At 66.8% G+C, this 24,311-nt stretch carries 15 protein-coding genes and 1 pseudogene; 8 read left to right on the top strand and 8 right to left on the bottom strand.

Going from position 1 to position 24,311, the window contains the following annotated elements:
• Window positions 1-4 precede the first annotated feature (4 nt).
• The gene (locus LK542_RS07785; RefSeq protein ID WP_227811445.1) at window positions 5-1,270 is read right to left on the bottom strand and encodes an Hsp70 family protein; all 1,266 of its coding nucleotides are present in this window, start codon (window positions 1,268-1,270) and stop codon (window positions 5-7) included.
• A gap of 120 nt (window positions 1,271-1,390) precedes the next feature.
• On the opposite strand from LK542_RS07785, the gene LK542_RS07780 reads away from it, so the two are divergent.
• The 7 genes and pseudogenes from LK542_RS07780 (at window position 1,391) to LK542_RS07750 (ending at window position 9,153) form a co-directional block, all read left to right on the top strand.
• Window positions 1,391-1,873 (top strand): DUF2244 domain-containing protein, encoded by a 483-nt coding sequence (locus LK542_RS07780; RefSeq protein ID WP_227811444.1) that lies wholly within the window; start codon window positions 1,391-1,393, stop codon window positions 1,871-1,873.
• Window positions 1,874-1,992: 119 nt separating this feature from the next.
• Window positions 1,993-2,904, top strand: a complete 912-nt coding sequence (locus LK542_RS07775; protein WP_227811443.1) for an isoaspartyl peptidase/L-asparaginase — start codon at window positions 1,993-1,995, stop codon at window positions 2,902-2,904.
• On the top strand, window positions 2,901-3,776 hold the full coding sequence (locus tag LK542_RS07770; protein ID WP_227811442.1) for a cyanophycinase: 876 nt from the start codon (window positions 2,901-2,903) through the stop codon (window positions 3,774-3,776). Before LK542_RS07775 ends, LK542_RS07770 begins: the two co-directional genes overlap by 4 nt.
• On the top strand, window positions 3,773-6,364 hold the full coding sequence (cphA, locus tag LK542_RS07765) for a cyanophycin synthetase (RefSeq protein WP_227811441.1): 2,592 nt from the start codon (window positions 3,773-3,775) through the stop codon (window positions 6,362-6,364). The genes LK542_RS07770 and cphA (LK542_RS07765) overlap by 4 nt, the downstream gene beginning before the upstream one ends.
• Before the next feature lie 271 nt (window positions 6,365-6,635).
• Window positions 6,636-7,263 (top strand): annotated as a pseudogene (locus LK542_RS07760) (IS607 family transposase).
• A complete protein-coding gene (locus LK542_RS07755) occupies window positions 7,254-8,453 on the top strand; it encodes a transposase (protein ID WP_227811440.1) in 1,200 nt (399 codons plus the stop codon). The pseudogene LK542_RS07760 and the gene LK542_RS07755 overlap by 10 nt, the downstream one beginning before the upstream one ends.
• Window positions 8,454-8,652: 199 nt before the next feature.
• On the top strand, window positions 8,653-9,153 hold the full coding sequence (locus LK542_RS07750) for an outer membrane beta-barrel protein (protein WP_227811439.1): 501 nt from the start codon (window positions 8,653-8,655) through the stop codon (window positions 9,151-9,153).
• Window positions 9,154-9,374: 221 nt separating this feature from the next.
• Here LK542_RS07750 and LK542_RS07745 read toward each other — a convergent pair whose 3' ends face one another.
• From LK542_RS07745 to LK542_RS07720, 6 genes are all read right to left on the bottom strand, one after another.
• A complete protein-coding gene (locus LK542_RS07745) occupies window positions 9,375-11,300 on the bottom strand; it encodes a S9 family peptidase (RefSeq protein ID WP_227811438.1) in 1,926 nt (641 codons plus the stop codon).
• A 163-nt stretch (window positions 11,301-11,463) separates the two neighbouring features.
• Window positions 11,464-14,094: a cyanophycin synthetase gene (gene cphA / locus LK542_RS07740; protein ID WP_227811437.1), complete on the bottom strand. Its 2,631-nt coding sequence runs from the start codon at window positions 14,092-14,094 to the stop codon at window positions 11,464-11,466.
• Between the two features lie 85 nt (window positions 14,095-14,179).
• Window positions 14,180-15,631, bottom strand: coding sequence for an iron-containing redox enzyme family protein (locus LK542_RS07735; RefSeq protein ID WP_227811436.1), 1,452 nt, complete (start codon window positions 15,629-15,631; stop codon window positions 14,180-14,182).
• Window positions 15,632-15,781: 150 nt separating this feature from the next.
• On the bottom strand, window positions 15,782-17,545 hold the full coding sequence (locus tag LK542_RS07730; protein WP_227811435.1) for a thiamine pyrophosphate-requiring protein: 1,764 nt from the start codon (window positions 17,543-17,545) through the stop codon (window positions 15,782-15,784).
• A gap of 22 nt (window positions 17,546-17,567) precedes the next feature.
• Window positions 17,568-18,230, bottom strand: a complete 663-nt coding sequence (locus LK542_RS07725; RefSeq protein WP_227811434.1) for an isochorismatase family protein — start codon at window positions 18,228-18,230, stop codon at window positions 17,568-17,570.
• A gap of 84 nt (window positions 18,231-18,314) precedes the next feature.
• Entirely contained in the window at window positions 18,315-19,709 is a 1,395-nt protein-coding gene (locus LK542_RS07720; RefSeq protein ID WP_373889583.1) for an amino acid permease, read from the bottom strand.
• Between the two features lie 387 nt (window positions 19,710-20,096).
• Here LK542_RS07720 and LK542_RS07715 point away from each other — a divergent pair, with 387 nt between their 5' ends.
• Entirely contained in the window at window positions 20,097-22,151 is a 2,055-nt protein-coding gene (locus tag LK542_RS07715) for a tetratricopeptide repeat-containing diguanylate cyclase (RefSeq protein WP_227811433.1), read from the top strand.
• Window positions 22,152-22,172: 21 nt separating this feature from the next.
• Here LK542_RS07715 and LK542_RS07710 read toward each other — a convergent pair whose 3' ends face one another.
• On the bottom strand, window positions 22,173-24,161 hold the full coding sequence (locus tag LK542_RS07710) for an MHYT domain-containing protein (protein ID WP_227811432.1): 1,989 nt from the start codon (window positions 24,159-24,161) through the stop codon (window positions 22,173-22,175).
• Window positions 24,162-24,311: the final 150 nt, after the last annotated feature.

Genomic DNA, 24,311 nt, shown 5'->3' with positions numbered 1-24,311 from the left:
CTCGTTATCCAAACTTGCGCAGCGCGTCGAGCGCCAGGCCGGCGCCGATGCTGCCGAACAGGTCGCCCTCGACCTTGCGCGCGCGCGGCAGCAGCGCCGCGATGCGCTCGCGCAGCAGCGACACGCCGCTCGAGCCGCCGGTAAAGAATACCGTATCCACCGCATCCGGTTGGACGCCGGCTTCTGAGAACAGGCGCAGCACGGTGGCGCCGACGCTGTCTACCAGTTGACCGATGGCGGCCTCGAAGGTTTCACGGGGGACCACCAGGGTCTCGGGCGGCGCCAGGCGGTCGAGGTCCATCTCGACCGCCGGACTTGCGGAAAGGCCGATCTTGGCCGCCTCCACCTGAATCGCCAGCCAGTGGCCGGCGCGCTCGTCGATCAGCTTCTGCAGGCGCGTCAGCTTCGCCGGTTCGGCCGCGTCGCGCACCAGGTCGGCCAGCTGGGCGATGCTCTTGCGGGTATACGCCTGGTTGATCGTGTGCCAGGTGGCCAGGTTGAAGTAGTAGCTCGACGGGATCGAGGCGCCCGACAGCAGCGTGCTGCCGTAGCCGAGCAGCGGCATCACGCTGGCCAGGCTCAGGTATTTGTCGAAGTCGGTGCCGCCGATGTGCACGCCGCCGTTGGCAAGGATGTCGTCGCGCCGCTCGGCGCGGCCGGCGCGCTGCGGCCCCAGGCGCACCAGCGAGAAGTCCGAGGTACCGCCGCCGATGTCGGCGATCAGGACCAGCTCTTCGCGCTCGATCCGCGATTCGTAGTCGAAAGCGGCGGCGATCGGTTCGTACTGGAAAGCGATCTCGCGAAAGCCGACGGAGCGCGCCACTTCTTCCAGCGTGTCCTGGGCGCGGCGGTCGGCTTGCGCGTCGTCGTCGATGAAATACACCGGGCGGCCGAACACGGCGCTGGAAAACTCGCGCCCGGCCTGCTGCTGGGCGCGGCGCTTGACTTCGCCGATGAACTGGCCCAGCAGGGCCTTGAAGGGCAGCGCGCGGCCGGCCACTTCGGTCTGGCCGTCGATCAGGCTGGTGCCGAGCAGGCTTTTCAGGGAGCGCATCAGGCGGCCTTCGTAGCCTTCCAGGTAGTCGGCCAGCGCGGCGCGGCCGTAGCTCACCTGGTCATCGTCGGCATTGAAGAACACGACCGAAGGCAGGGTCGCCTTGCCGTCTTCAAGGGACAGCAGCGCGCCGGCGCCCGGGAGCGCATCGCCGCCGGACAGCCAGCCGACAGTGGAATTGGACGTACCGAAGTCAACGCCGCAAGCGAGCGCCATAAGAACCTTTTCATTGGGAGGGGCGGTATGGTAACAGATAACAAGCGGCATGAAATCACCGGGCGTTGGGATTTTCCCGCTTGTGGCAAACTGGCACACACCCGTATTGACAGCTGAAGCATGGACACCACGCCCGCCGAATGGCTCATGAAGCGCAACTGCTCGCTCACGCCGCGCCAGGCGCTGCTCGTGTATGCGCTGCTGTGCGCCGCCACGCTCGGCATTGCCATCGTGTTCACATTGCGCGGTGCCTGGATGGTGCTGGCCTTTGCCCTGATCGAGGCCACGGCCGTGGGCGCCGCCCTGCTCCACTACAGCCGCCACGCGCTCGACCACGAGCGCATCCTGCTGGAAGACGGCTGTTTGCTGGTGGAGCATGCCGACGGCGCGCGCCGCGTCGCGGTGCGGCTCGACCCGAGCCACGCCCGCGTCAGCCTGCCCGATACCGGCATGCGCACCCTGGTGGTGATCGAGGCGCGCGGCGTGCGCGTCGAGACTGGACGTTTTCTGACACCCTCCGCACGCCTCGAGCTCGTCCGCGCCCTGCGGCGCGCGCTGCGCGGCGCGTCGCTGCTGTATGCGGCCCCATCCCGTCTCCTGTAAGCAAGCTCTTACACAAGCACGGCAACGGTACCGATATGGTGCACGCGCGCCGGCACGGATAATGGCGTCTTGACTGCGTGACAACAAACACGCTGACCCAGACATACCACAAGGATCACATGAGCAACATGCAACAGGCCGGCGCCGTCGTCGTGCACGGCGGTGCGGGCGCACCGAAGGAAAACGAAGACGGCTGCGTGCTGGCCGCGCGCCGCGCCCTGGCGCAGCTCGAAGCCAACGGCGACGCCCTCGACGCCGCCATCATCGCCGTCACCACCCTCGAGGACGACGGCCGCTTCAATGCCGGCAGCGGTTCGGCGCTGGGCCTGGATGGCGAGACCATCGAAATGGACGCCTCGATCATGGATACCCGCGGGCGCCTTGGCACCGTGGCCGCGGTGCGCGACGTGAAGAATCCGGTCAAGCTGGCGCGCGCGATCGCCGACACCCCGCACGTCATGCTGGTGGCCGAAGGCGCACAGCGCCTGGCCCGTTCGCTCGGCATGCCGGGCGGCGCCCCTATCTCGGAACACCAGCGCGCCGAGCATCGACAGATCATGAAGGAACTGGCCGGCGCGGTGCCGGCCATGCCCGGCATCGACAACCGCCTGTTCGACCGCTTCTGGAACTACAAGACGCCGCTGCAGTTGCCGAAGTCGAGCGCCTGCGACACCGTCGGCGCCGTCGTGCGCGACCCAAGCGGCCACTTCGCCGTGGCCTGCTCGACCGGCGGCTCGGCGCCTTGCCTGCTGGGACGCGTGGGCGACAGCCCGATCATCGGCAGCGGCTTCTATGCTGGCTCGCTGGGCGCGATCGCCGCCACCGGGATCGGAGAACACATCGTGCGCCACCTGCTGGCGCGCACCGTCTACGGCTGGATCGAGCACGGCATGGCGCTCGATGAAGCCCTCAAGCGCGGCGTCGACCTGTTCCCGAAGGAGGTTGCGATTGGACTGATCGGCGTGACACGGACCGAGGCCTGCGCTTATGACAATCAGGGCATGCCCTACACGAAAATGACCCAACGATGAGCGAACGACAACACAAGAACGGCCACCTGGTGATCATCGGCGGCCACGAAGACCGCAAGCGTGAAATGGAAATCCTGAAGCGCTTTGTCGAACTGTCCGGCGGCGCCGATGCCAACATCGTCGTGATCACGGCGGCCAGCACGATTGCCGACGAGATGTGGAGCATCTATGACGAAGCCTTTGGCTCGCTCGGCGTGGAGCGCCGCAGCCACCTCGAGGTGACCAGCCGGCAGGACGCCAACAGCGAGGACTTCGTGCGCCAGGTAGACGAGGCGACCGGCATCTTCATGACCGGCGGCGACCAGAAGCGCCTGCTGGCCCTGATCGGCGGCAGCGCACTCGACGCCGCGATGCATGTCGCGCTGAAGGTGCGCGGCGCCACCATCGGCGGCACCAGCGCCGGCGCCTCCGCCATGTCGGGCCACATGCTGGCCCAGGGCCGCGCCGAGATCCTGCCGGAGAAAGGCTCGGTCAGCCTCGGCGCAGGGCTCGGCTTCCTGCACCGCGTGGTGGTCGACCAGCACTTCTCGGAACGCCAGCGGCTCTCGCGCCTGCTCAGCGTGGTGGCCCAGAATCCCTACCTGCAGGGCATCGGCATCGATGAGGACACGGCCCTGGTGATCGACATCGGCGAGGGCATCGAAGTGCTCGGCCAGGGCGCGGTCACGATTGTCGACGGCCGCACCATGATCACCAATGTGGCGGACATCAAGGACCGCGACACGCCGGAACTGATCGACGTGCGCCTGCACCTGCTTCCAGCCGGCTCCAGCTACCGCCTGCCCGCTGCCGGCAGCGACCCGGCCAAGAGCCTGCCGCTGCCGCTGCTCGATTTTTTGGAAAATGTAACGAAACGGAACCCGCTTTCATGAAGATCAAGGAAAAACGTCTGCTGCGCGGCCCCAATCTGTATGCCGGCAGCCCCTGCCTGATGGCAGTCATCGACGACACCGGCGCCAAGGCGGCCGGGTTCGCCGCCCGCCTGTTCGCCCTGCTGCCCGAGCTGCCGCCCGACGCCGCCGTGCGCCTGGCTGACGACGCCCTGCTGGTCGAGGCAGTCGAGCCGGTCGTGATGGAACTGCAGCGCCTGGCCGGAGCCCCTGGAGGCGACGTCAAGGCGACCCTGGCGGTGCCGGGTGCGCCGCGCGCGCGCCGCATCGTGTGCGGCTACGCCATCGAGCAGGTCGCCAGCAGCGCCCTGCGCGTTGCGCTCGACCTGGTCCAGGCGCTGGCCGAAGACCGCGCCTTCGACCTCGCGGCGGCCCTGCAAGAACTGCGCGAGACTGCCGAGGACTACGCGATCGGCACCAGCACCAACGCCGTGGTGCAGGCAGCCCTGCGCCGCGGCATCCCGGCGCTGCGTCTCACCGATGAAGCCAACCTGTTCCAGCTCGGCTGGGGCAGCCGCCAGAAGCGGCTGCAGGCGACCATCACCGGCGCCACCAATTCGATCGCCGTCGGCATCGCCAGCGACAAACAGCTCACCAAGGCCCTGCTGGAAGGCGCCGGCGTGCCGGTGCCGGCCGGCTCCACCGTCCGCACCGAGGAAGAAGCCCTGCGCGCTGCGCGCCGCCTGAACGGCGCCGCCACCATCAAGCCGCTCGACGGCAACCAGGGCAAGGGCGTCACCACCAACTGCGCCACGCCTGAGGAAGTGGCGCGCGCCTTTGCGCATGCGCGCAAGTACGGCCGCAAGATCATCGTCGAAGAACACCTGGTGGGGCGCGACTACCGCGTGCTGGTCACCGGGCGCAAGGTGGCCGCCGCCTCCTGGCGCCGTCCGCCCTGCGTGACGGGCGACGGCCGCTCCACCATCCGCGAACTGGTCGAGATCGAGAACCGCAACCCGGCGCGCGGCGAAGGCCACACCAACATCCTGACCAAGATCCCGATGGATGCGCTGGCCGAGGAGACCCTGGCCAAGCAGGGCTACGGCTTCGACACCGTGCTGGAACACGGGGTCACGGCCGACCTGCGCGGCAACGCCAACCTGTCCACCGGCGGCACCGCCGAGGACGTGACCGACCTGCTGCCGGAAGAAACCCGCGACATCTGCATCCGCGCCGCGCGCACCATCGGCCTGGACATCGCCGGCATCGACATCGTATGCCAGGACATCTCCAAGCCCCTGCGCGGCCAGCGCGGCGGCATCATCGAGGTCAACGCGGCACCCGGTATCCGCATGCACCAGTACCCGAGCCGCGGCACCCCGCGCGACGCCGGCGCCGCCATCGTCGACGCCCTGTTCGGCGACTGCAACGGGCGCATCCCGACGGTCGCCATCACCGGCACCAACGGCAAGACCACGACCTCGCTGCTGATCGCCCACGCCACCCGCATGGCGGGCCTGCGCACCGGCGTCACCACCACCGAGGGCGTGTACGTGGACGGCGTGCCGACCGTGAAGGGCGACTGCACCGGCTACCACTCGGCGCGCAGCATCCTCTCAAGCCCGGAAGTCGATTTCGCCGTACTGGAAACGGCGCGCGGCGGCATCCTTAAGCGCGGCCTGGCGTATGACCACGTGGACGTGTCGGTGGTGCTGAACGTCTCCAGCGACCACCTCGGCCTGGACGGCGTCGAGACCCTCGACGACCTGGCCAAGGTCAAGGCGGTGGTCGCCGGGCGCGCCTCGCGCGCGGTGGTGCTCAACGCCGAGGACGACTACTGCGTGGCGATGGCCGAATCCCTGCGCGACGGCGTGGAGATCATCTACTTCTCGCTCGACGCCGACAATCCGGTACTGCTGCGCCACCTGGAGAACGGCGGGCGCGCCGTCTACCTGCAGGACCACACCCTGGTGCTGGCCAACGGCGCGCGCCACGAAGCGCTGCTCGATGCGCGCGATATGCCGGTCTCGCTGGGCGGCGCGGCGCGCTTCAACATCGCCAACGCGCTGGCCGCGGCGGGCGCCCTCACCGCGCACGGCTTCGGCAACGAAGAAATCGCCGATGGCCTGCGCAGCTTCGTCTCTGATGCCAAGCACAATCCGATCCGCTCGAACCTGTTCGACGTCGACGGCGTTGCCGTGATCGTCGACTACGCCCACAACTGTGCGGCCTACGCCGCGCTGGCCGAGAGCGCGCGCGCGATGAGCGCCGGCCGCCTGGTCGGTGTGGTGGCGGCGCCGGGCGACCGCCGCGACGCCGACCTGATCGACATCGGCCGCACCTGCGCCGCCGGTTTCGACGACCTGGTCGTGTTCGAGACCGAGAACCGCGGCAGGGCAAGTGGTGAAACCGCTTCGCTGCTGGTGCGTGGCGCCCGCCTGGGACGGCTGGCCGACGATTCGCTGAGCGTCGTGCTCGACTCGCGCGAGGCGATCCGCCACGGCCTGTCGCTGTGCAAGCCGGGCGACGTGCTGGTGTTCGGTTGCGGCAGCACCCTGTCAGAGCTGACCGATGCTATTCGTCCGGACAAGCCGGAACTGGCGCGCCGGATCGAGGCGGAAGCGATCTGAGCGCCCTCGTCAGCGGCAATCCAACAGGACTCGTCAGGGGCTCGTAGGGTGGGCGGCTTGTCCGCCCACGCGGTCAAACGACGTTTCCCAGCCTGTTTATTGGGTCTACGGAGTACGGTCACCGCGTGGGCGGGAATGTAGTCCACTGGACTACATTCCCCTGCCCACCCTACAAGAGCGCCCGAATATCGCTTAACTGAGCGGCATTAGCCCGTCAGGGTTTCAAGCAGTTGATTAGAAACTTATCTAAACCTGCACGGTCTCATGGTGCATGGACAAACTGGTTCCAATCGGTACCGCCGCCGCTGCCCTGGGCGTCTCGACCAGCACATTACGGCGCTGGGAGGCCCGGGGGCCGGCTACGACCGAGCAGGACTGACGGCGGACAGCGGCGCTACGATCTCGCCGCGCTATGCCGGCAGTTCCAGCCTGGCGCAGCAGCACAAGGCAGGACTGTCGCATATGCCCGTGTTTCAGGTTATGACCAGAAGGAAGACCTGCAGCGGCAGATCCGGATACTCGAACTGTACTGCGATGCGCATGGATGGCGCCATGAGCTCATCGCCGATCTCGGCTCGGGGATGAACTGTCACAAGAAGGGCTTGAGAAAGCTGCTCGACCAGATCGTAGCGGGCGAGCTCGGCCGGCTCGTCATCACCCATCAGGACCAACTGCTGCGCTTCGGAGCCGAACTGGTGTTTGCCGTCTGTCAGGCAAAAGGAGTCGAGGTCATCATCATCAATCAGGATCATGACAGGACATTCGAAGAAGACCTGGCCAGTGATCTCCTGGAAATCGTTACTGTCTTTTCAGCCAGGCTGTATGGCAGCGGCAGCCACAAGAACCGCAAGATGATCGAGGGAGTGCGGCAAGTGGTACAGGAGGCGCAATGCTCGTAGCGCACCGCATCCGGCTCGATCCGAACAATGTGCAAGCGACATACTTCTCGCGCGCGGCCGGGGTTGCCCGTTTCGCCTACAACTGGGCGCTAGACGCATGGACGAAGCAGTATGCGGCCTGCAAGTCCGATCCAGCGCTGCCAAAGCCCAGTGAGGCCGCCTTGCGGCGCCAGCTCAATGCCATCAAACGCGAGCAGTTTCCATGGATGCTGGAGGTAACGAAGAACGCGCCGCAGATGGCGATCATGCAGCTCGGGCGCGCTTTCGAGAACTTCTTTGCCAGGCGTGCCGGCTTTCCAGCATTTCGCAGGAAAGGACGGGACAACCGGTTCAGCCTGTCCAACGATCAGTATCGCATGCAAGACAAGCGCATCCGCGTCCCCAAGCTCGGCTGGGTCCGGATGTGCGAGGCCCTGCGCTTTGCCGGCCGCATCGTATCGGCATCGATTTCGCGTGTTGCCGGCCACTGGTATGCCAGCATTACCGTGGACACGCTTGAACATTGCCCACCGCCAGCCGAAAACCATGGCGCGGTCGGCGTGGATCTCGGCATCACGGCGCTGGCCACCTTGTCGACGGGAGAGAAGGTCACGGGGCCAAAGGCGCTTCGCAGCCTGCTGGATCGTGTGCGGCGCCTGTCGCGCAATCTGTCGCGCAAGGTGAAAGGTTCACGCAACCGTGCCAAGGCCAGGATGAAACTGGCACGCTTACATGAGCGGATCGCCAACATCCGCCGTGACAGCCTGCATCAACTCAGCACCAGTATCGCGCGCTGCTTTCACACGATCGGCATCGAAGATCTCAACGTGAAAGGCATGATGGCCAATTCCCGCCTGGCGCGCGCCAGCGCCGACATGGGTTTTTACGAACTGCGTCGCCAGCTCGAGTACAAGTCGGCATGGCGTGGTGGGCAGGTGGTCGTTGCCGACCGATGGTTCGCAAGCAGTCGCCTGTGCTCTTGCTGCGGCTACAAGCACGAAGCGCTCGATCTGGGAACAAGGCAATGGACCTGCCCGGGTTGCAAGACGCAACACGACCGCGACATCAATGCGGCCATCAACCTGGAGAACATGGCGGTGAGTTCCACCGCCTCTGCTTGTGGAGGGGAAGGCGCTGGCCTTGAGCGCGAGCACAAGGTGAAACCGGCCCCGGTGAAGCAGGAATCCAACGGCAAAGCCTGCTCTGCATAGCTTTGCGTAAGTTTGGAGGAACGGCCTTTTGACTTAAGCTCGTCTTAAACAGGGCTGATGTTGTTGGGTTATCAGCGAAACTTTTGCATTTCGTTACAAATTGCTATTTTAATGCTGACCCACAACTGTTACCTTGCTCATCCATAAACCGGCCCGCTCCTCACGACAGCGCACCGGCCCGAATTCGGAAGGACAAGGTATGCAGAAAGTGTTGGCCGTTCTCTTCGCAGGCTTCATCGCCGCCGGCGCCGTCCATGCGGCCGAGCCGGTGCGCACCGCCCCACAATCGTATGTGGGCGTGGGCGTGTCCAGCGTCGACTACGTCGGCGCTGCGACCAAGGCCAGCCCGAAAGTCTTCACTGGCTACCAGATCAAGCCGCAGCTGGCCCTCGAAGCCGGCGCCGTGGACCTGAAGAACGGCTACGGCATGTACATCGCTGTCAAGCCCAGCCTACCCTTGAGCGAGAAGCTCTCCGCCTACGGCAAGGTCGGGGTGGGACAAACCCGCCGCCAGCCGCTGCCGGCCGCTCCGACTCCGCTCGGCAAGAAAAACGACACCGGCGCTTATGGCGCCTTCGGCCTGCAGTATTCGATCAGCCCGAACGCTGCCGTCACGCTCGAAGTCGAGCGCCTGCCGCGCGAGAAGCCGAGCGCGCTCAAGCCCAACGTCTGGACCCTGGCGCTGCAGTTCCTGTTCTGATCCTCAAATAAACAGGCGGCCCGCGGGCTCATGCCGGTCACTTGAAGCTGCGGCTCATCCGTAGGGTGGGCGGGGGAATATAGTCCAATGGACTAGTACTGAAGCTCGTGCGGCTGTTTATATCGCAACCATCACCGCGTGGGCGGGAAACCCGCCCACCCTACAATTGGCTAACTGACTGGCATTAGCCCGCGGGCCGCCTGTCTTACGCGCTCACATCCTCACTTCTTCAGGTGCTTGTCGAGGAAGGCCAGGATCCTGGCGCTGGCCTCGATCTGGTTCTTCTTCTTGGAGAAGCCGTGTCCCTCGTCCGGGAACACGATGTACTCGACCTCCACCCCGTTCTTGCGCACGCCTTCGACGATCTCGTCGCTCTCGGGCTTGATCACGCGCGGGTCGTTCGCCCCCTGGATGACCATCAGCGGCTTGCGGATGTTCGCCGCGTGGAACAGCGGTGAGGTCGCGACCAGGAATTCCTTGTCCTTCACCGGGTCGCCGATCTCGTCGTACAGCGCCTTGCGCTGCGCTTCCCAGTAGGGCGGAATGCTCTCCAGGGTGCGCACCCAGTTGCTCACGCCGAAGATGTCGATGCCGACCTTGAAGGCTTCCGGCCGGAAGGCCATCGCCGCCAGCGTCATGTAGCCGCCATAGCTGCCGCCCATGATCGCCACGCGTTCCGGATCGATGTAACCGAGGCTGGCGAGCCAGGTCTTGGCCTCGACACAATCCCACAGCGGCTCGCGGCCATGCTTGCGGTCGTCGGCGGTGAAGAAGGTCTTGCCGTAGCCCGAGCTGCCGCGGTTATTGATGCCCAATACCGCATAGCCGTGGTTCACCAGGTACTGGATCTGGGCGCTGTAGCCGCGCGTGGTCTGGCCGCCCGGGCCGCCGTGCACGTAGACGATGGCGGGCACCTTGCTGGTGGCGGAGGCGCCCTTTGGCTTGTAGTAGATCGACGGAATCACCATGCCGTCAAAGGAGCGGAAGCGCACCACCTCGGCCTCGACCAGGTCGTTCGGATCGATTTCCTTGTTCAGGCTCTGGGTCAGCTGGGTGGTCTTCCTGCTGCCAAAGTCGTGCACGTACAGGTTGCTAGGCGAGCGGTCGCCGTTGAGATAGAACGCGACCAGGCGGCCGCTCGGCGAGAAGGTGGTCTGGCGGAGCTCGCCGCCCGGCAGCCTGGGCATCGCCACCGGCTTGCCCGCCAAGTCGACGACGCGCACATCGATGCTGCCGTCACGGTTGACCACGCTCACCCGGTGCTGTCCGTTGCGCGAATAGCTCGCGCCCAGCAGGTCCCAGTCGGCCTTCTCGACCTCGCTGACCTGGCCGCTGGCGAGGTCGTAGCTGGCGATGCGATTGAATTCGCCGCCGTCGTTGGTGGTGAACAGCAGGCGCTTCGATTCCGGATCGAAGGTCGAGGCCGAGTAGCTGGCGGTGCCCTTGTGCGGCGTGATGTGTTTCATCTCGCGCGTGGCGACGTTATACAGGTAGACGTCGCTGTCGGCCGTGGTGTTGGGCTTGTCGAAGGCCAGCCACTTGCCGTCGCGGCTGATGCTCGAGACGTTCATGCCGCTCTCGTTCTGGTACACGACGCTGCGCTTGTAGTCTTTTGCGTCATACAGGTAAAGGTCGAAGAACTTCGGATCGCGCTCGTTGGTCAGCACATAGAAGCCGCTGCCATCGGGGCGCCAGCCGGCGAACATCGCGCGGTGCTTGTCGCCCGGGGTCAGGTCGGTTTCCTTGCCGTCGAGTTCGCGCACGAAGACGTGGTTGCGCTCGTTGCCGCCGCTGTCGCGCGTGAACAGGACGCGGTCGTCGTTGTAGAAGTAGCCGATGGCATAGGTGCTGTCGGTGGTCGAGCGGGTCAGTGCTACCTGCTTGCCGCCGCCGACGGGCATCGTGTAGACATTGAAGATGCCCGAGGCGTTGCTGCTGAAGAGGATGTTCTTCTCGTCCTTGCTGAAGGAGGCGCCGGTGACCGAAGTCGTCGCCATGAACTGCTCGATCGTGTAGCGCTTGGGCGTTTTCTGGGCCTTCTGGACCTTGGCCGCCGGCGCGGTGGTCGCGGCGTGGGCTGGGGCGAAGGCGGCGTGCACGCATAGGGCGAGCGCGGACAGGTGGACGACGGAACGGACCAGACGCATGGGCTTCTCCATATTGTTAGCTAGAAAGACAACGGGTCGAGTGTTGCAAACCCGGCTAGCCATGTCAACATGCAGCAAAGCGCTTATGCCTGACGCCTGAAATGAAAAACGGACTCACCTTGCTAGTGAGTCCGTTTCGCTTTGCGTCGTCAAGGCCGGCGCTTCAGACCTGCGACGCCACCAGGTCGGCACTCTCCGGATCGTTCACGCGCAGCGCATCGACGAAGACCTGCAGCGAGGAGCCGCAGGCGAACACCATCACGTCGCCCGGACGGCACAGGCTCAGGCCATGGCGAATCGCCTCGCCCACTTCGATCACGCGGTGCAGCGTGTCGCTGATGCCGCCGGTTTCTTCCGCCCCGTCCAGGATCAGGTCCACCGCCTCGCCCACGGCGCGGCCGCGGCTCTGGGACTCGTACACCACCAGTTCGTCGAAGCGCTCGCCGCACACGCGGCCGACGTCGCGCAGGTCTTCGTCGCGGCGGTCGCCCGGCGCCGTCACCACGCCCACCAGCTGGCCCGGCAGCAGCGCGCGCGCCATCTCGGCCATCGCCTTGTAGGCGGCCGGGTTATGCGCGTAGTCGACGATCACGGTCACGCCGCGGATGTCGAACATGTTGGTGCGCAGCGGATTGGTGCGACCGTTCGACACGAAGGTGGACAGGCCGGTGGCGATCTGCAGGTTGGTGAAGCCGGACGCCATCAGGGCCGCCGCCGCGGCCAGGCTGTTGGCGATGTTGAAGCGCGCACGGCCACCGAAGGCGACCGGCATGCTCTCGACCCGCACCAGCTCCTGGTGCAGGTTGCCGTCTGCGACCACGACGGCATTGTCCTGCAGGTAGACGCCGCGGCCGCCGTCTTCCAGGTGCTGCAGGAAGACCGGGTTTTCCGCGTCCATCGAGAAGTACACGATCTCCGCTTCCGGCTTGGCGCGCCGGCCCATCGCGACGCACAGCGGGTCCTCGGCATTGAGCACCACGGCCTTCGAGGCCGAGGTCGCGACCACGGCCTTCACCTGCGCCAGGTCTTCCACCGTATCGACACCGTCCAGGCCCAAGTGATCGGCTGCGATGTTGAGCACCACCCCGACGTCGCAACGGTCGAAGGCCAGGCCGCGCTTGAGGATGCCGCCGCGCGCCGTTTCCAGCACCGCGAATTCGACGTCGGGCGAACCGAGCACGGTGCGCGCCGACCAGTAGCCGGTGCAGTCGCCCTTGGTCACCTGCTTGCCGTCGATGAAGACGCCTTCGGTGGTGGTCACGCCCGCCACCTTGCCCGCCATGCGCACCGTGTGCCCCACCAGCAGCGTGGTGGTGGTCTTGCCGTTGGTGCCGGTGATGGCCACCGTCGGGATGCGGCCATCCGACTCGCCCATCAGGCCCTGCACGATGGCGTCGCCGGCGTCGCGCGGCTCGCCGCTGCTCGGGTACTGGTGCATGCGGATGCCGGGCGCCGCATTGACTTCGATGACGGCGCCGCGCTGGGCGTCGAGCGGCATCGCGATGTCGCGGCAGACGATGTCGATGCCGGCCACGTCCAGCCCGATCTTGGCAGCCGCGCGCACGCACAGCAGGCGGGTCGATTCCGGCAGCAGGTCGGTCACATCCTCGGCGGTGCCGCCGGTGGACAGGTTGGCGTTGCCGCGCAGTTCGGCGGGGACGCCCGCGGGCAGCACGCTGTCGAAGTCATGGCCCTGCTTGCGCAGCATGTCGGCGGCGTGGTCGTCGAGCGAGATCTTGGTGAGGATGTTGGTGTGGCCGGCGCCGCGCGCCGGATTCTCGTTCTCGCGCTCGACCAGTTCACGGATGGTCGACAAGCCATCGCCCACCACGTGGGCCGGGCGGCGGTAGGAAGCGGCGGCGACCTTGCCGCCTGCGACCAGCACGCGGTAGTCGCGACCTTCGACGAAGCGCTCGACGATGATGCGGCGTCCGTACTGGCGCGCGAAGTCAAAAGCGCGCGCCACCTGTTCGGCATCGCGGCAGTCGACGGTGACGCCCTTGCCCTGGTTGCCGTCAAGCGGTTTCAGCGTGACCGGCGCCTTCATGCGCGCGGCTGCCCGCTGCGCCTCGTCGACGCTGGTCACCACCGAGCCTTCTGGCACCGGCACGCCAGCTTCCTTGAGCAGGGTCTTGGTCAGCTGCTTGTCGCTGGCGATCTTCACCGCGATGAAGCTGGTGTCGCCGGTGGTGGTGGCCTGCAGGCGCTTCTGCTTCGCGCCCCAGCCCAGCAGGAACAGGTTGGCGTCCTCGGTGATGCGCTGGGTCGGAATGCCGCGCTCGTGCGCCGCCGCCAGCACCGCCGCAGTGCTGGTGCCGATGGCGTGGCGCGCCACGATATCGCGCAGCTCGTCCAGGCGCGGCGCCAGGTCGAACTCCTCTTCATTGCCCAGGCTCGTCACCAGGTCAACGGCCAGCTGGAAGGCAGGCTGCACCAGTTTTTCGGACTGGTAAGCGCACACGATACGGAACACGCCGGGACGGCCCGCGACCGGGCGCGTGCGCCCGTAGCTGGCGGGGGCGCCGGCCTGCGTCTGCAGGTCGAGCGTGACCTGTTCGACCACGCGGCCCAGGTAGGTGCCTTCGCGCAGGCGCTGGGCGAAGCCGCCGCGCTGGCCGATCGGCAGCAGCTGGCCGGCCAGCGATGGCAGCGCATTCAAGAGCGCCTCATTGAAACCGGGGATGTCTTTCGAGGAGATGCCGTACAGCTCCTGCAGATCGATGACGCTCAGCAGGCAGGGGGAATCGGCGTGGACGTTTGGTCCGCGCAAGAAGCGTTGTTCCAGGATTTGCACGAATAGATCCTTGTAATAATAATGATGTGCGCACCGGGCGGCTGCCCGGTGCGCGGGAAAACTGGTGCACCCAACACGCCGGCGATCAGGCGTCGAACAGCCGGGTGTACATGCGGGTGGCCATCAGGCCCACCGCCGTATGGTGGATCTCGGGCGACATCAGGCCACCCAGCAATTCCATCGCCTGCTGCTTGCCCGGCGCGGCGGCGACCTGTTCTTCGAGCAGCCGGAGTTCGTTGTCCGGCGCTTCCAGGCGCGGGTGGCGGCGAATCAGGCCGCGTTCCGGGAAATGCTCGCTGCGGTCCTGCTGCTGGCCCAGGTTGTCGAGGGTGCGCTGGCGGGCGCGCCAGGTCAGCGCGCGCGGGCCTTCCACACGTCCACCCTCAGGCTTGCTGGTGATCCAGTCGCGCAGCACCTGCTGCTCGTAGGCGCTGAACACGCCGAACATCTCGGCCTTCTCGCCGTGCACCAGGCCCCAGAAGCGGCTGTGCTCGACGGCCTCGCCGCGCTTGATCCAGCCGGCCTTCTCCAGCGCCGCCAGGAAGTCGGGAATCTTGGCCGGGTCGCCCAGCCAGTCGTTGACCGAGCGGCCGGCCACGCGGCAGTAATCCGAGTGCATGTTCTTGCCCACGCTGCTCTTGGCGGCGAGGATGCTCACCAGTTCACCCTGCAGGTCGAATTCGGCGATGCTGGAGGTGGTGCTGGCGCCGATGTCGTTCAGGCGGTAGCCGTCCATCACGCGGCGGTAGAAGGCGTCGCGGTCGCCCACGCGCGGCATCAGGTTCTTCAGGGCCTGCACCGCCTTCTGGGCGTGGCCGCTGGCGGCGTTGTCCACGGTGACGTGCAGCGTGAAGTAGTACGGATCGATGCCGAATTCATTCAGCTCATACGAGGTGATGAGCAGGTGCAGCGGCAGCTGCTCGTAGCCCAGGTTGTAGCCAATAACTTCGGGCAGGAAGTGCTCGACGTTGTGGCCCAGCGCGAGCTGGATCGCACCCTGCACGAAGTGCTCGTCGTCCAGGTTCTCCCAGCCCTCAACGCCGTGCGTCGCCAAGAGCTTGCGGTAGATCGTGACGTGGTTCTTGTCGGGCAGGCCCTCGCCCAGCTCTTCCAGGTAGGTCTTGATCAGCTCATGGTAGGCCGGGTTGTCCCAGTGCTTGAGCAGGCCAAAGAGCCAGGCGCCGTCCACCAGCTTGGTCGCGGCCACCGCCTTGATGAAGTACAGCGCGTGCGCGCGGCACGAGAAATAGCGGCGCGGCGCGCCGTTCTTGCGGGCGGCGAGGTAGTCGCGGTACTCGGCGCCAACGGCGTCGGTGCGCTCTTCGACCCAGCCCGGGAGTTCCGCCAGCGAGGAAGGCAGGTCGGCGGGCAGCGCCTGGACCGCGCCGATCTGGTCGGCGAGATAGGCGCGCGCCTCGTCCGCGTGCGCGCCCGGGTTGTCGTACAGGGCGAAGTACAAGGCCTTGGAGCGCTCACGGGTGGCGGGAGCGCGGCGGGCCGCAGAGGCGGTGGCATCTGCTAACAGCATCGAATTCATGGTCTCGGATCGTGTTGTTGGTCTGGTAGGACGATAGACAACATTATCCAGACTGAACTATTTGCACGAAATCGGTAGCCGCGCTGTGAGTATGTAAGAGTCGGATTACAAAGGTACAAACACGGTACAACAGATTTTCTTACCAGATGGTCAAGATCCCGATTGCGTATCCGCCCCGCGCTGCATGTCCGCCGCTTCCGGATCGCCTTTCGCCTGGGCTTTGTCGTACTGCTCCCGCTGTTTGTCGACCATGTGCGGCGGCAGTGGCGGGATGTTCGGATCCACCACCACTTCCAGCACGAAGGGCTTGTCGGCGGCCAGCGCCCGCTCCCACGCGGCCCCGAGTGCGTCCGGGTCGTCCACCCGCAGGCCGTCCAGGCCCAGCATGCGCGCGTAGTCCGCGTAGGAAAAATCGGGCAGTTGCTGGGAGGGCTCGTACTTGGGCTGGCCCTGCATGCCGCGCTGTTCCCAGGTCACGAAGTTCAGGTCGCGGTTGTTCAGCACCAGTACGATCAAGGTGGGATTGGTCCAGCGTTGGCGGTGCCAGGCGATCGACATCAGGCCGTTGATGCCGTTCATCTGCATCGCCCCGTCGCCGGCCAGCGCGATCGCCGGGCGGTCCGGGTGGGCCAGCTTGGCGGCCAACGCGTAGGGCACGGCCGAGCCCATGGTGGCGAGCGTACCGGATAGCGAGGCCAGCATGCCGGGCCGCAGCTGCAGGTGCAGCGCATACCAGGCCGCCACCGAACCGGAATCGCCGGCCAGGATGACATCGTCCGGCAGGCGCGGCGACAGCTCGGTGAACACGCGCTGCGGGTTGATCGGTTCGGCGGGCTCCATGGCCTTTTGCGCGAGCTGGCTGCGGCTGTCAGCCACCTTGGCCTCGATCCGTTCGCGCCAGCTGCGTTCCTGCTTGCGCTCGAGGAGCGGGATCAGGGCGCGCAGCGTGGCCCTGGCATCGCCCAGCAGGTTCGCTTCCATCGGATAGCGCAGGCTCAGCATGCGGCCGTCGATGTCGACCTGCACCCCGCGCGCCTGCCCTTCCGGCGGCAGGAACTCGGCATACGGAAAGCTCGACCCGACCATCAGCAGCGTGTCGCACTCTTCCATCATGTCGTTGCTGGCGCTGGTGCCGATGATGCCGATCGACCCGGTGACGAAAGGCGGGGCATCCGGCACCACGGCCTTGCCCAGCAGCGCCTTGGCGATGCCGGCGCCCAGCAGTTCCGCGACCTCGAGAAGTTCCGCGTGCGCGCCATGGGCGCCGGCGCCGGCCAGGATCGCCACCCTGCGGCCGGCGTTCAGGATCGCGGCGGCCTGCCGCAGGGCATCCTCGGGCGGCACCGGCGCGCTTGCGGGGGCCCCGATGCCGCTGTAGGTATAGCCGTGCTCGCGCGGCGGACTCGGTACGGCGTCCTGCTCCTGCAGGTCGTTGGGCAGGATGATGCAGGTGACGCAACGCTCGCTGATGGCGATGCGCAGCGCGCGGTCGACCAGGTGGCGCAACTGTTCCGGGGTGCTCGCTATCTGCACGTATTCGCCGGCCACGTCCTTGAACAGCGTGACCAGGTCGACTTCCTGCTGGTAGCTGGCGCCCAGGGCGCTGCGCTTTTGCTGGCCGACGATGGCGACCACCGGTTGGTGGTCGAGCTTGGCGTCGTACAGGCCGTTGAGCAGGTGAATGGCGCCGGGACCTGAGGTGGCCAGGCACACGCCCACCTCGCCCGAGAACTTGGCGTGGCCGCAGGCCATGAAGGCTGCCATTTCCTCGTGCCGGGTCTGGATGAACTCGACCGCCTGCTGGCGTCCGAAGGCGGCCATGATGCCGTTGATCCCGTCGCCGGGATAGCCGAAAACGCGCCGCACGCCCCATCCGTGCAGGCGCTCGAGCAGGAAGTCGCCAAGCGTTGCCATTCGTTCCCCCTTTCAGTCGCGTTTACAGCCGGGCACCCATCCTGGGGTCCGCAATCAGGTGGCCGCCCGACACGCCCACCGGCACCGCGCCCTGCCCCAGCATCCGCGCCACGGCGCGGTCGCCATCGCCAGGCGTGACCTCGACCGCGCGCATGCCTTCCAGCGGCAGGAGCACCTCGAAGCCGGCCTCGATCCCGTCCAGTACGGTATTCAGCACGCAGTAGTCGGTGGCAAGCCCGCACACGGCCAAGCGGGTGATGCCTTCAGCGCGCATGCTGCGCGCCAGGCCGGTGCCGTTGAAGGCGGAGTAGGCGTCCTCCGCCTCAAGCACGGCCTTGGAGACGACGATGGCGTCCCGCGGCAGGCGCAGCGCCGCGCTGAAGGCCGCACCGATGGTATCCGCCACGCAGTGCGGCGGCCACGGTCCGCCCTGGGCCGCGAACGAGCAGTGCTGCCCGGGGTGCCAGTCGCGCGAGGCGTAGATGGGCAGCCGCTGTTCACGATACAGGTCGATGAGTGCGTTGATCGGTTCGATCACCAGGTCGCCGCGCGGCACGGCCAGGCTGCCGCCGGGAAGGAAATCGTTCTGCATGTCGACGATCAGGAGGGCGTCGCCCTTGCCGAGCACGATGGCGCTCATGGAAGCATTCTCCGCAAAGCCGCCGCCCGGGATGGCGGCGTTCATCGGGAGCTTAGCACGGCCCCGAAATGCAGGACGCCCGGCCACCTTGCGGGGGCCGGGCGTCACGGAGAGCTCAGGCGGCGCTGCTTATGCCTTGTTCAGCAGCGAACGCTGGCGCGCGTACAGGAAGTACACCGCCAGGCCGATCGCCAGCCAGATGATGAAGGCCACCCAGGTGTGCCAGCTGAGGAAGGACATCAGGGCCAGGCAGAAGATGATGGCCAGGGCCGGGATCACCGGCACGCCCGGGCAGCGGAAGGCGCGGTGCAGGTCCGGGCGCTTCTTGCGCAGGATGATCACGGCCAGCGACACCAGCGAGAACGCGGCCAGGGTGCCGATGTTGACCAGTTCGGCCAGCACGTCGAGCGGAACCAGGCCGGCGAGCAAGCCGAACACGATGCCGACCATCCAGGTGGCGAAGTACGGGGTGCCGTATTTCGGATGCACTTCCGACAGCTTGGCCGGCAGCAGGCCGTCGCGCGACATCGCGAACAGGATGCGGGTCTGGCCATAGGCCATCACCAGCATCACGGTGCTCATGCCCAGGATCGCGGCCAGGTCGACGAAGCCGGCAACCCAGTCCTGGCCGGCGAACTGCAGGGCCAGCGAGACCGGGTGGTCGACGCCCTTGAACTGCATGAACGGGACGATGCCGGTCATGATGGCGGCCACGATCACGTACAGCACGGTGCAGACGGCCAGCGAGCCGATGATGCCGATCGGGAGGTCCTTGGACGGGTTCTTGACTTCCTCGGCGGCCGAGGTGACGGCGTCGAAGCCGATGAAGGCGAAGAACACCAGCGCGGCGGCGCTCATCACGCTGCTGAAGCCGAAGGGCATGAAGGGCTGCCAGTTGTCCGGCTTGACGTAATTGACGCCGACCACGATGAACAGGATCACGACGCCGGTCTTGATGATCACCATGATGTTGTTCAGGCGCGCCGATTCGCGCACGCCCATCGACAGGATCCAGGTCAGGAACATCATGATCAGGAAGGCCGGCAGGTTGAACATGGTGTTCACGCCGGGCTGGGCGCCCGGGGCCGCGCGCAGCGCTTCCGGCAGCACGATGCCGATGCCCTTGAGCAGCGACTGGAAGTAGCCGGACCAGCCCACCGCGACGGTCGAGGTAGCCAGGCCGTATTCGAGCAGCAGGTCCCAGCCGATCATCCAGGCGACGATCTCGCCCAGGGTGAAGTAGCTGTAGGTGTAGATCGAGCCGGCCACCGGCACGCTCGAGGCGAACTCGGCATAGCAGAGTGCCGCGAAACCGCAGGCCAGCGCGGCGACGACGAAGGAGAGCGTCAGGGCCGGACCCGCGGTGACGGCGCCGGTGCCGGTGAGCACGAAGATACCGGTGCCGATGATGGCGCCGATGCCCATGAGGACGAGGTCGAACGGACCGAGCACCTTCTTGAGACCGCCCGGCTTCTGGGCCGCCGCGACCATCGTGTCAAGATTTTTGGTTCTGAAAAGACTCACTACTCATTCTCCAATCAAAAAATAGTTGGTTCCGCGTCCTTGTTTTGCCGGGGCACCGTATGCCCGCGGTCGCGCGCTGCCATCCGGCCGGTAGACCCGATGCCTGACCCGTGAACCGAGTACGCCATACTGCTGCTCGTCGTTCGTACGCGCAATGCTGCAGACGTGACATTATCACCAGATTGTTGTTTGGAATCAAAGTAAAGTGATGAAAGTCGAATAATTTCTCCGTTCCAATCAGAAATTGTGTCCGTTGCGTATACATCGCGCGTCACCTTCGGCGCTTGATTTCCACAAGTCAACAGAACATAATCGGTGGAACGCCGTATCGCGCGGCGTCGAGCCGCCCGGCCTCCCGCCGCGCACCGCCCGCTTCCACCGACCACGATGACGACTCCACTGGCATCCCGCAGGACAAGGCGGGCCTGGCGCAAGGCCCTCCCGGTCCTGCTGCTGGCGCTGGCCGTCGCGGCGCCAGGGGCGATGGCGCAGGACGAACATCAGGTCGCGGCCCAGCTGCGCCTGCGCGAGCTGGCCCAGCTGGCGGAGCGCAACAACCCGCAGGCGCGCAGCCTGCTGCTGGCCGAAGCCGCCAGCCTTACCCGAAACGCACCCTACCCGGTGCAGGTCGCCTACCTGCGCCTGCTGCGCCGCATCCACAGCGACGCCGGCCAGCTCGGCGAAGCGTATGCGGTCGACGAACGCCTGATCAAGCTTGCGGGTGCACAGGGCGATAACGCGCAACTGGCCCTCGCCAGCCTCGGCCGGGTGCACAAGCGCCTCAACGACAACGATCCGGCCGCCGCCATGGCGCTGCTGGAAACCCTGAACGGCCAGTACCGCGAACTCGGCAACAGCGAGTTCGAGGCGAATGCCGAAGTGGCCTACGGCGCGATCTACAACACCACCGGCCAGCACGACCTCGCACTTGGGCACTACCTGCGCGCGCTCGAGCTGGTGCAGCGCTTCCCCGAGCTGTGGAGCCCGCGCGAAGCCGACCTGCGCCTGGCGCTGGCGCGCCTGTACGTGAACAGCGGCGAAGCCGTCAAGGCGCTGGAATCGACCCGCGCCTACCGCCAGGGCCGCAGCGGCAGCGACCCGATGACGCCGCGGGTCGAGGCCCTGATGCACTTCATGGATGGACGCGCCTTCGTTTCGCTGAACCAGCTGCCGCAGGCGCACGCCGCCTTCAACCGCGCGCTGGTGCTGGCGCGCCGCCACGAGCTGCGCTGGATCGAGGCGAATGTGCTGGGTAACGTCTCGGACGCCTGGCTGCGCGGCCACAACTATGTCGAAGCCGAGCGCGCCGCACGTTCCGCGGTCGCCCTGTCGGAACAGGTAGCCGACCAGAGCGTGATCCAGATGGTGTACGCCAACCTGGGCTTCGCCCTGTTCGGCCAGGGCCGCATGGCCGAAGGCACGGTCTACATCGACCGCACCGCGCAGGAACTGCGCAAGGCCGGCGCCATGCTGGCGGTCTCGAACATCCTGGCCGAAAAGAGCGAAGCGCTGGAAAAGGCCGGCCTGCACCGGCAGGCCCTGGCCACCGTGCGCGAACGCGAGAAGATCCAGGTGAGCCTGGCCATCGAGAGCCGCGACAAGGCCTTCGCCGCCCTGCAGGAACAGTTCAGCGCCAAGCAGCGCGCCGCCCAGATCGAGCGCCTGCGCCAGGAAAATGCGGTCAAGGATGCGGAGATCCGCAACCGCAGCCTGCGCACGGCCCTGGCCTCGCTGGGTGCGGTGCTGGCGCTGGTGCTGTCCGGCTTCGTCTTCATGTTGTACCGCAGGTCGCAGGCGACCGGACGGCGCCTGGCGGAACTGAACGCCGAACTGGCGCACCATTCCGCGCACGATCCGCTCACCGGCCTGTACAACCGGCGCTCGTTCGTGGAGCGCATGCGCGAGCAGCCGCCGCTCGTGGCCGCCGGCGACCGGCAGAACGATTGCTTCACCCTGCTCGACATCGACCACTTCAAGCGCATCAACGACCAGCACGGCCACGCCGCCGGCGACGCAGTGCTGGTCGAGGTGGGCCGCCGCCTGAACGAGGTGGTGCGCGAATCCGACATGGTGCTGCGCTGGGGCGGCGAAGAATTCCTCGTGTATTCGCAGGGCGTGTCCGACACCCAGCGCCCGCTGCTGGTGCAGCGCATCCTGAATGCGATCGCGGCCGCGCCGGTGATGCTGGAAGACGGCACCGCCCTGCAGGTCAGCGCCACCGCCGGCGCCGTGTCGCTGGCGCCCGGCGCGGGCGCCCCGATCGGCTGGGAGCAGGCCATCGCACTGGCCGACCGCGCGCTCTACAAGGGCAAGGAAGCGGGCCGCAACCGCGGCTTCATCGTGGAAGGCGTCGACAATGCGCCCGGTGCGGGCAGCCTGGATGAAAGCAGGCTGCGCCTGCAGCTGGTGATGCCGGACGTGTACTGGCAGCCGGCTTCGTAAACTGCCGGCCTGGCCAAGGCATCAGGCCCTGCTGCGCTTGGCCGCGGCCTTCCCCGCCATCCCCACCACGATTTGCACCAGCGCCGCCGGCCGCAGGGGCTTGGCCATGTATTCGTCGAATCCGGCCTCCAGGGCGCGCTGCTGGTCCTCGCGGCGCGAGAATGCGGTCAGCGCAATGGCGGGCACGCTTGACACGGCGCGCTCGCGCGCGGCGCGGATGCGCCGGATCAGCTCGAAGCCATCCATCAGCGGCATGCCGATATCGCTGATCAACAGGTCCGGGCGCTCGCGCTCGATCATGCGCAGCGCGTCGCCCGCGCTCATCGCGGTGAGGATGCGGGCGCCGGTCTCGGACAGTACCTGCTGCACCAGCTCCAGCGAATCGGGTTCGTCGTCCACCACCAGCACCGACAGGCCCGCCAGGCTGCCGCCGGCCGCGGCGCGCGCGTCCTCGTCCGGCGCGGCGGTGGGCGCCGCCGTCGGCTCGAGCGTGGCGCCGCCCTGGTGGATCGGCAGGTGCACGGTGAAGGTGGCGCCGCGCCCGGTCCCGCCGCTGGCGACCGTGATCGCACCACCCTGCAGCTCGACCAGCTGGCGCGCGATCGCCAGGCCCAGCCCGAGGCCGCCATGGCGGCGCGCCGACGAGGAGTCGGCCTGGCGGAAGCGGTCGAACACATAGGGCAGGAATTCGGGATCGATGCCGATGCCGGAATCGGCCACGTCGATCGACACTTCGTCGCCCTCGCGCGTCACGCTTACCGCCACCCGGCCTCCCGGTTCGGTGAACTTGATCGCGTTCGACACCAGGTTCGACATCACCTGCTGCATGCGCCCGGGGTCGCCCAGCACCGGCCCGGCATCGTAGTCGACGTCGGACACCAGGTGGATCTGCTTGGCGATCGCCGCCGGGCGCGCGGTCTCGAGCGCGGCGTTGACGAATTCGGCCGCCGTCACCGGGCGCGTCTCGACCCGGATCTTGCCGGCGATGAGGCGGCTCATGTCCAGCATGTCTTCGATCAGCTGCGACTGGGCGCGCGCATTGCGTTCGATGGTCTCCAGGCCGCGCCGCAGCATTGCCTCGTCGCGCGCGCCCTGCAGCAGCAGCTGCGACCAGCCCAGCATCGCGTTGAGCGGAGTGCGCAGCTCGTGCGACAGGGTGGCCAGGAATTCGTCCTTCAGCTGGCTCAGGTGCTCGGCCTCGACCCGCGCCTTCTGCTCGCGCAGGTAGAGTTCCTGGCGCTCGGCCGCCGTTTCCAGCGAGGCCGCCAGGGTGCGGTTGCGCGACTCGAGCCGGGTATCGAAGATGGCGGCCAGCAGCGCGATGCTGAGCACGGCGAAGGTCGCCACCGCGACCAGGATTGCCAGGTGATCCTGGTTGACGCCATTCTCGGCGGCGCGGCAGATGCTGTTGGCCTCGAAGTGGGCCGCGGCCATGCCGGTATAGTGCATGCCGGCGATCGCGCCGCCCATCACGACGGCGGCGCCCAGCTGCACCAGGCGCGGGTGGCGCATGCTGGCGCCCAGCCGGAAGCCGATCCAGAGCGCGCCGGCGGACGCGCCGATCGCGATCGCCACCGAAGCGAGGAACAGCCAGGGATCATAGGTGATCGGCGGATCCATGCGCATGCCGGCCATGCCGGTGTAGTGCATGGCGTTGATGCCCAGGCCCATCAACACCGCGCCCCAGGCCAGGTGGCGCCCGCCCAGCTCGCGGTGGCGCAGCTGCCACAGGGCCAGGCCGGAGACGACGACCGGCAGAAGCCAGGATACGAAGGTGATCCACGGATCGTAAGCGAGCGGCATCGGCAGGCGGAACGCGAGCATGCCGATGAAGTGCATGGCCCAGATGCCGCTGCCCATGGCAAAGGCGCCGCCGGCCATCCAGAAATGCCGTGCCACGCCCTGGACGGCCTTGACCCGCACCGCCAGGCTCAGGGCCGTGTAGGAGGCGAAGATCGCCGCCAGGATCGAGAGCAGCACCAGGCTTGGTTGATAGTGGCCGATCAGCATGGGAGGTCGTGGGTTCCTTGGGTATCCGCAGCGCGCAGGGCAATCCTCGTGCTTTCGAGTGTACACGAGCGGCACGAGCGCACGCCCTAACGGCTTGCCGTGCGGCAATTCTACAGGATCGCGCGGGCGCTGGCGCACGCCCGATGCGCC

The organism is Massilia sp. IC2-477 (assembly GCF_020707265.1).
Lineage (GTDB): Bacteria > Pseudomonadota > Gammaproteobacteria > Burkholderiales > Burkholderiaceae_D > Telluria.
Note: the sequence above shows the minus strand (reverse complement) of the source record. Positions and strands in the feature narration are given on the sequence as shown.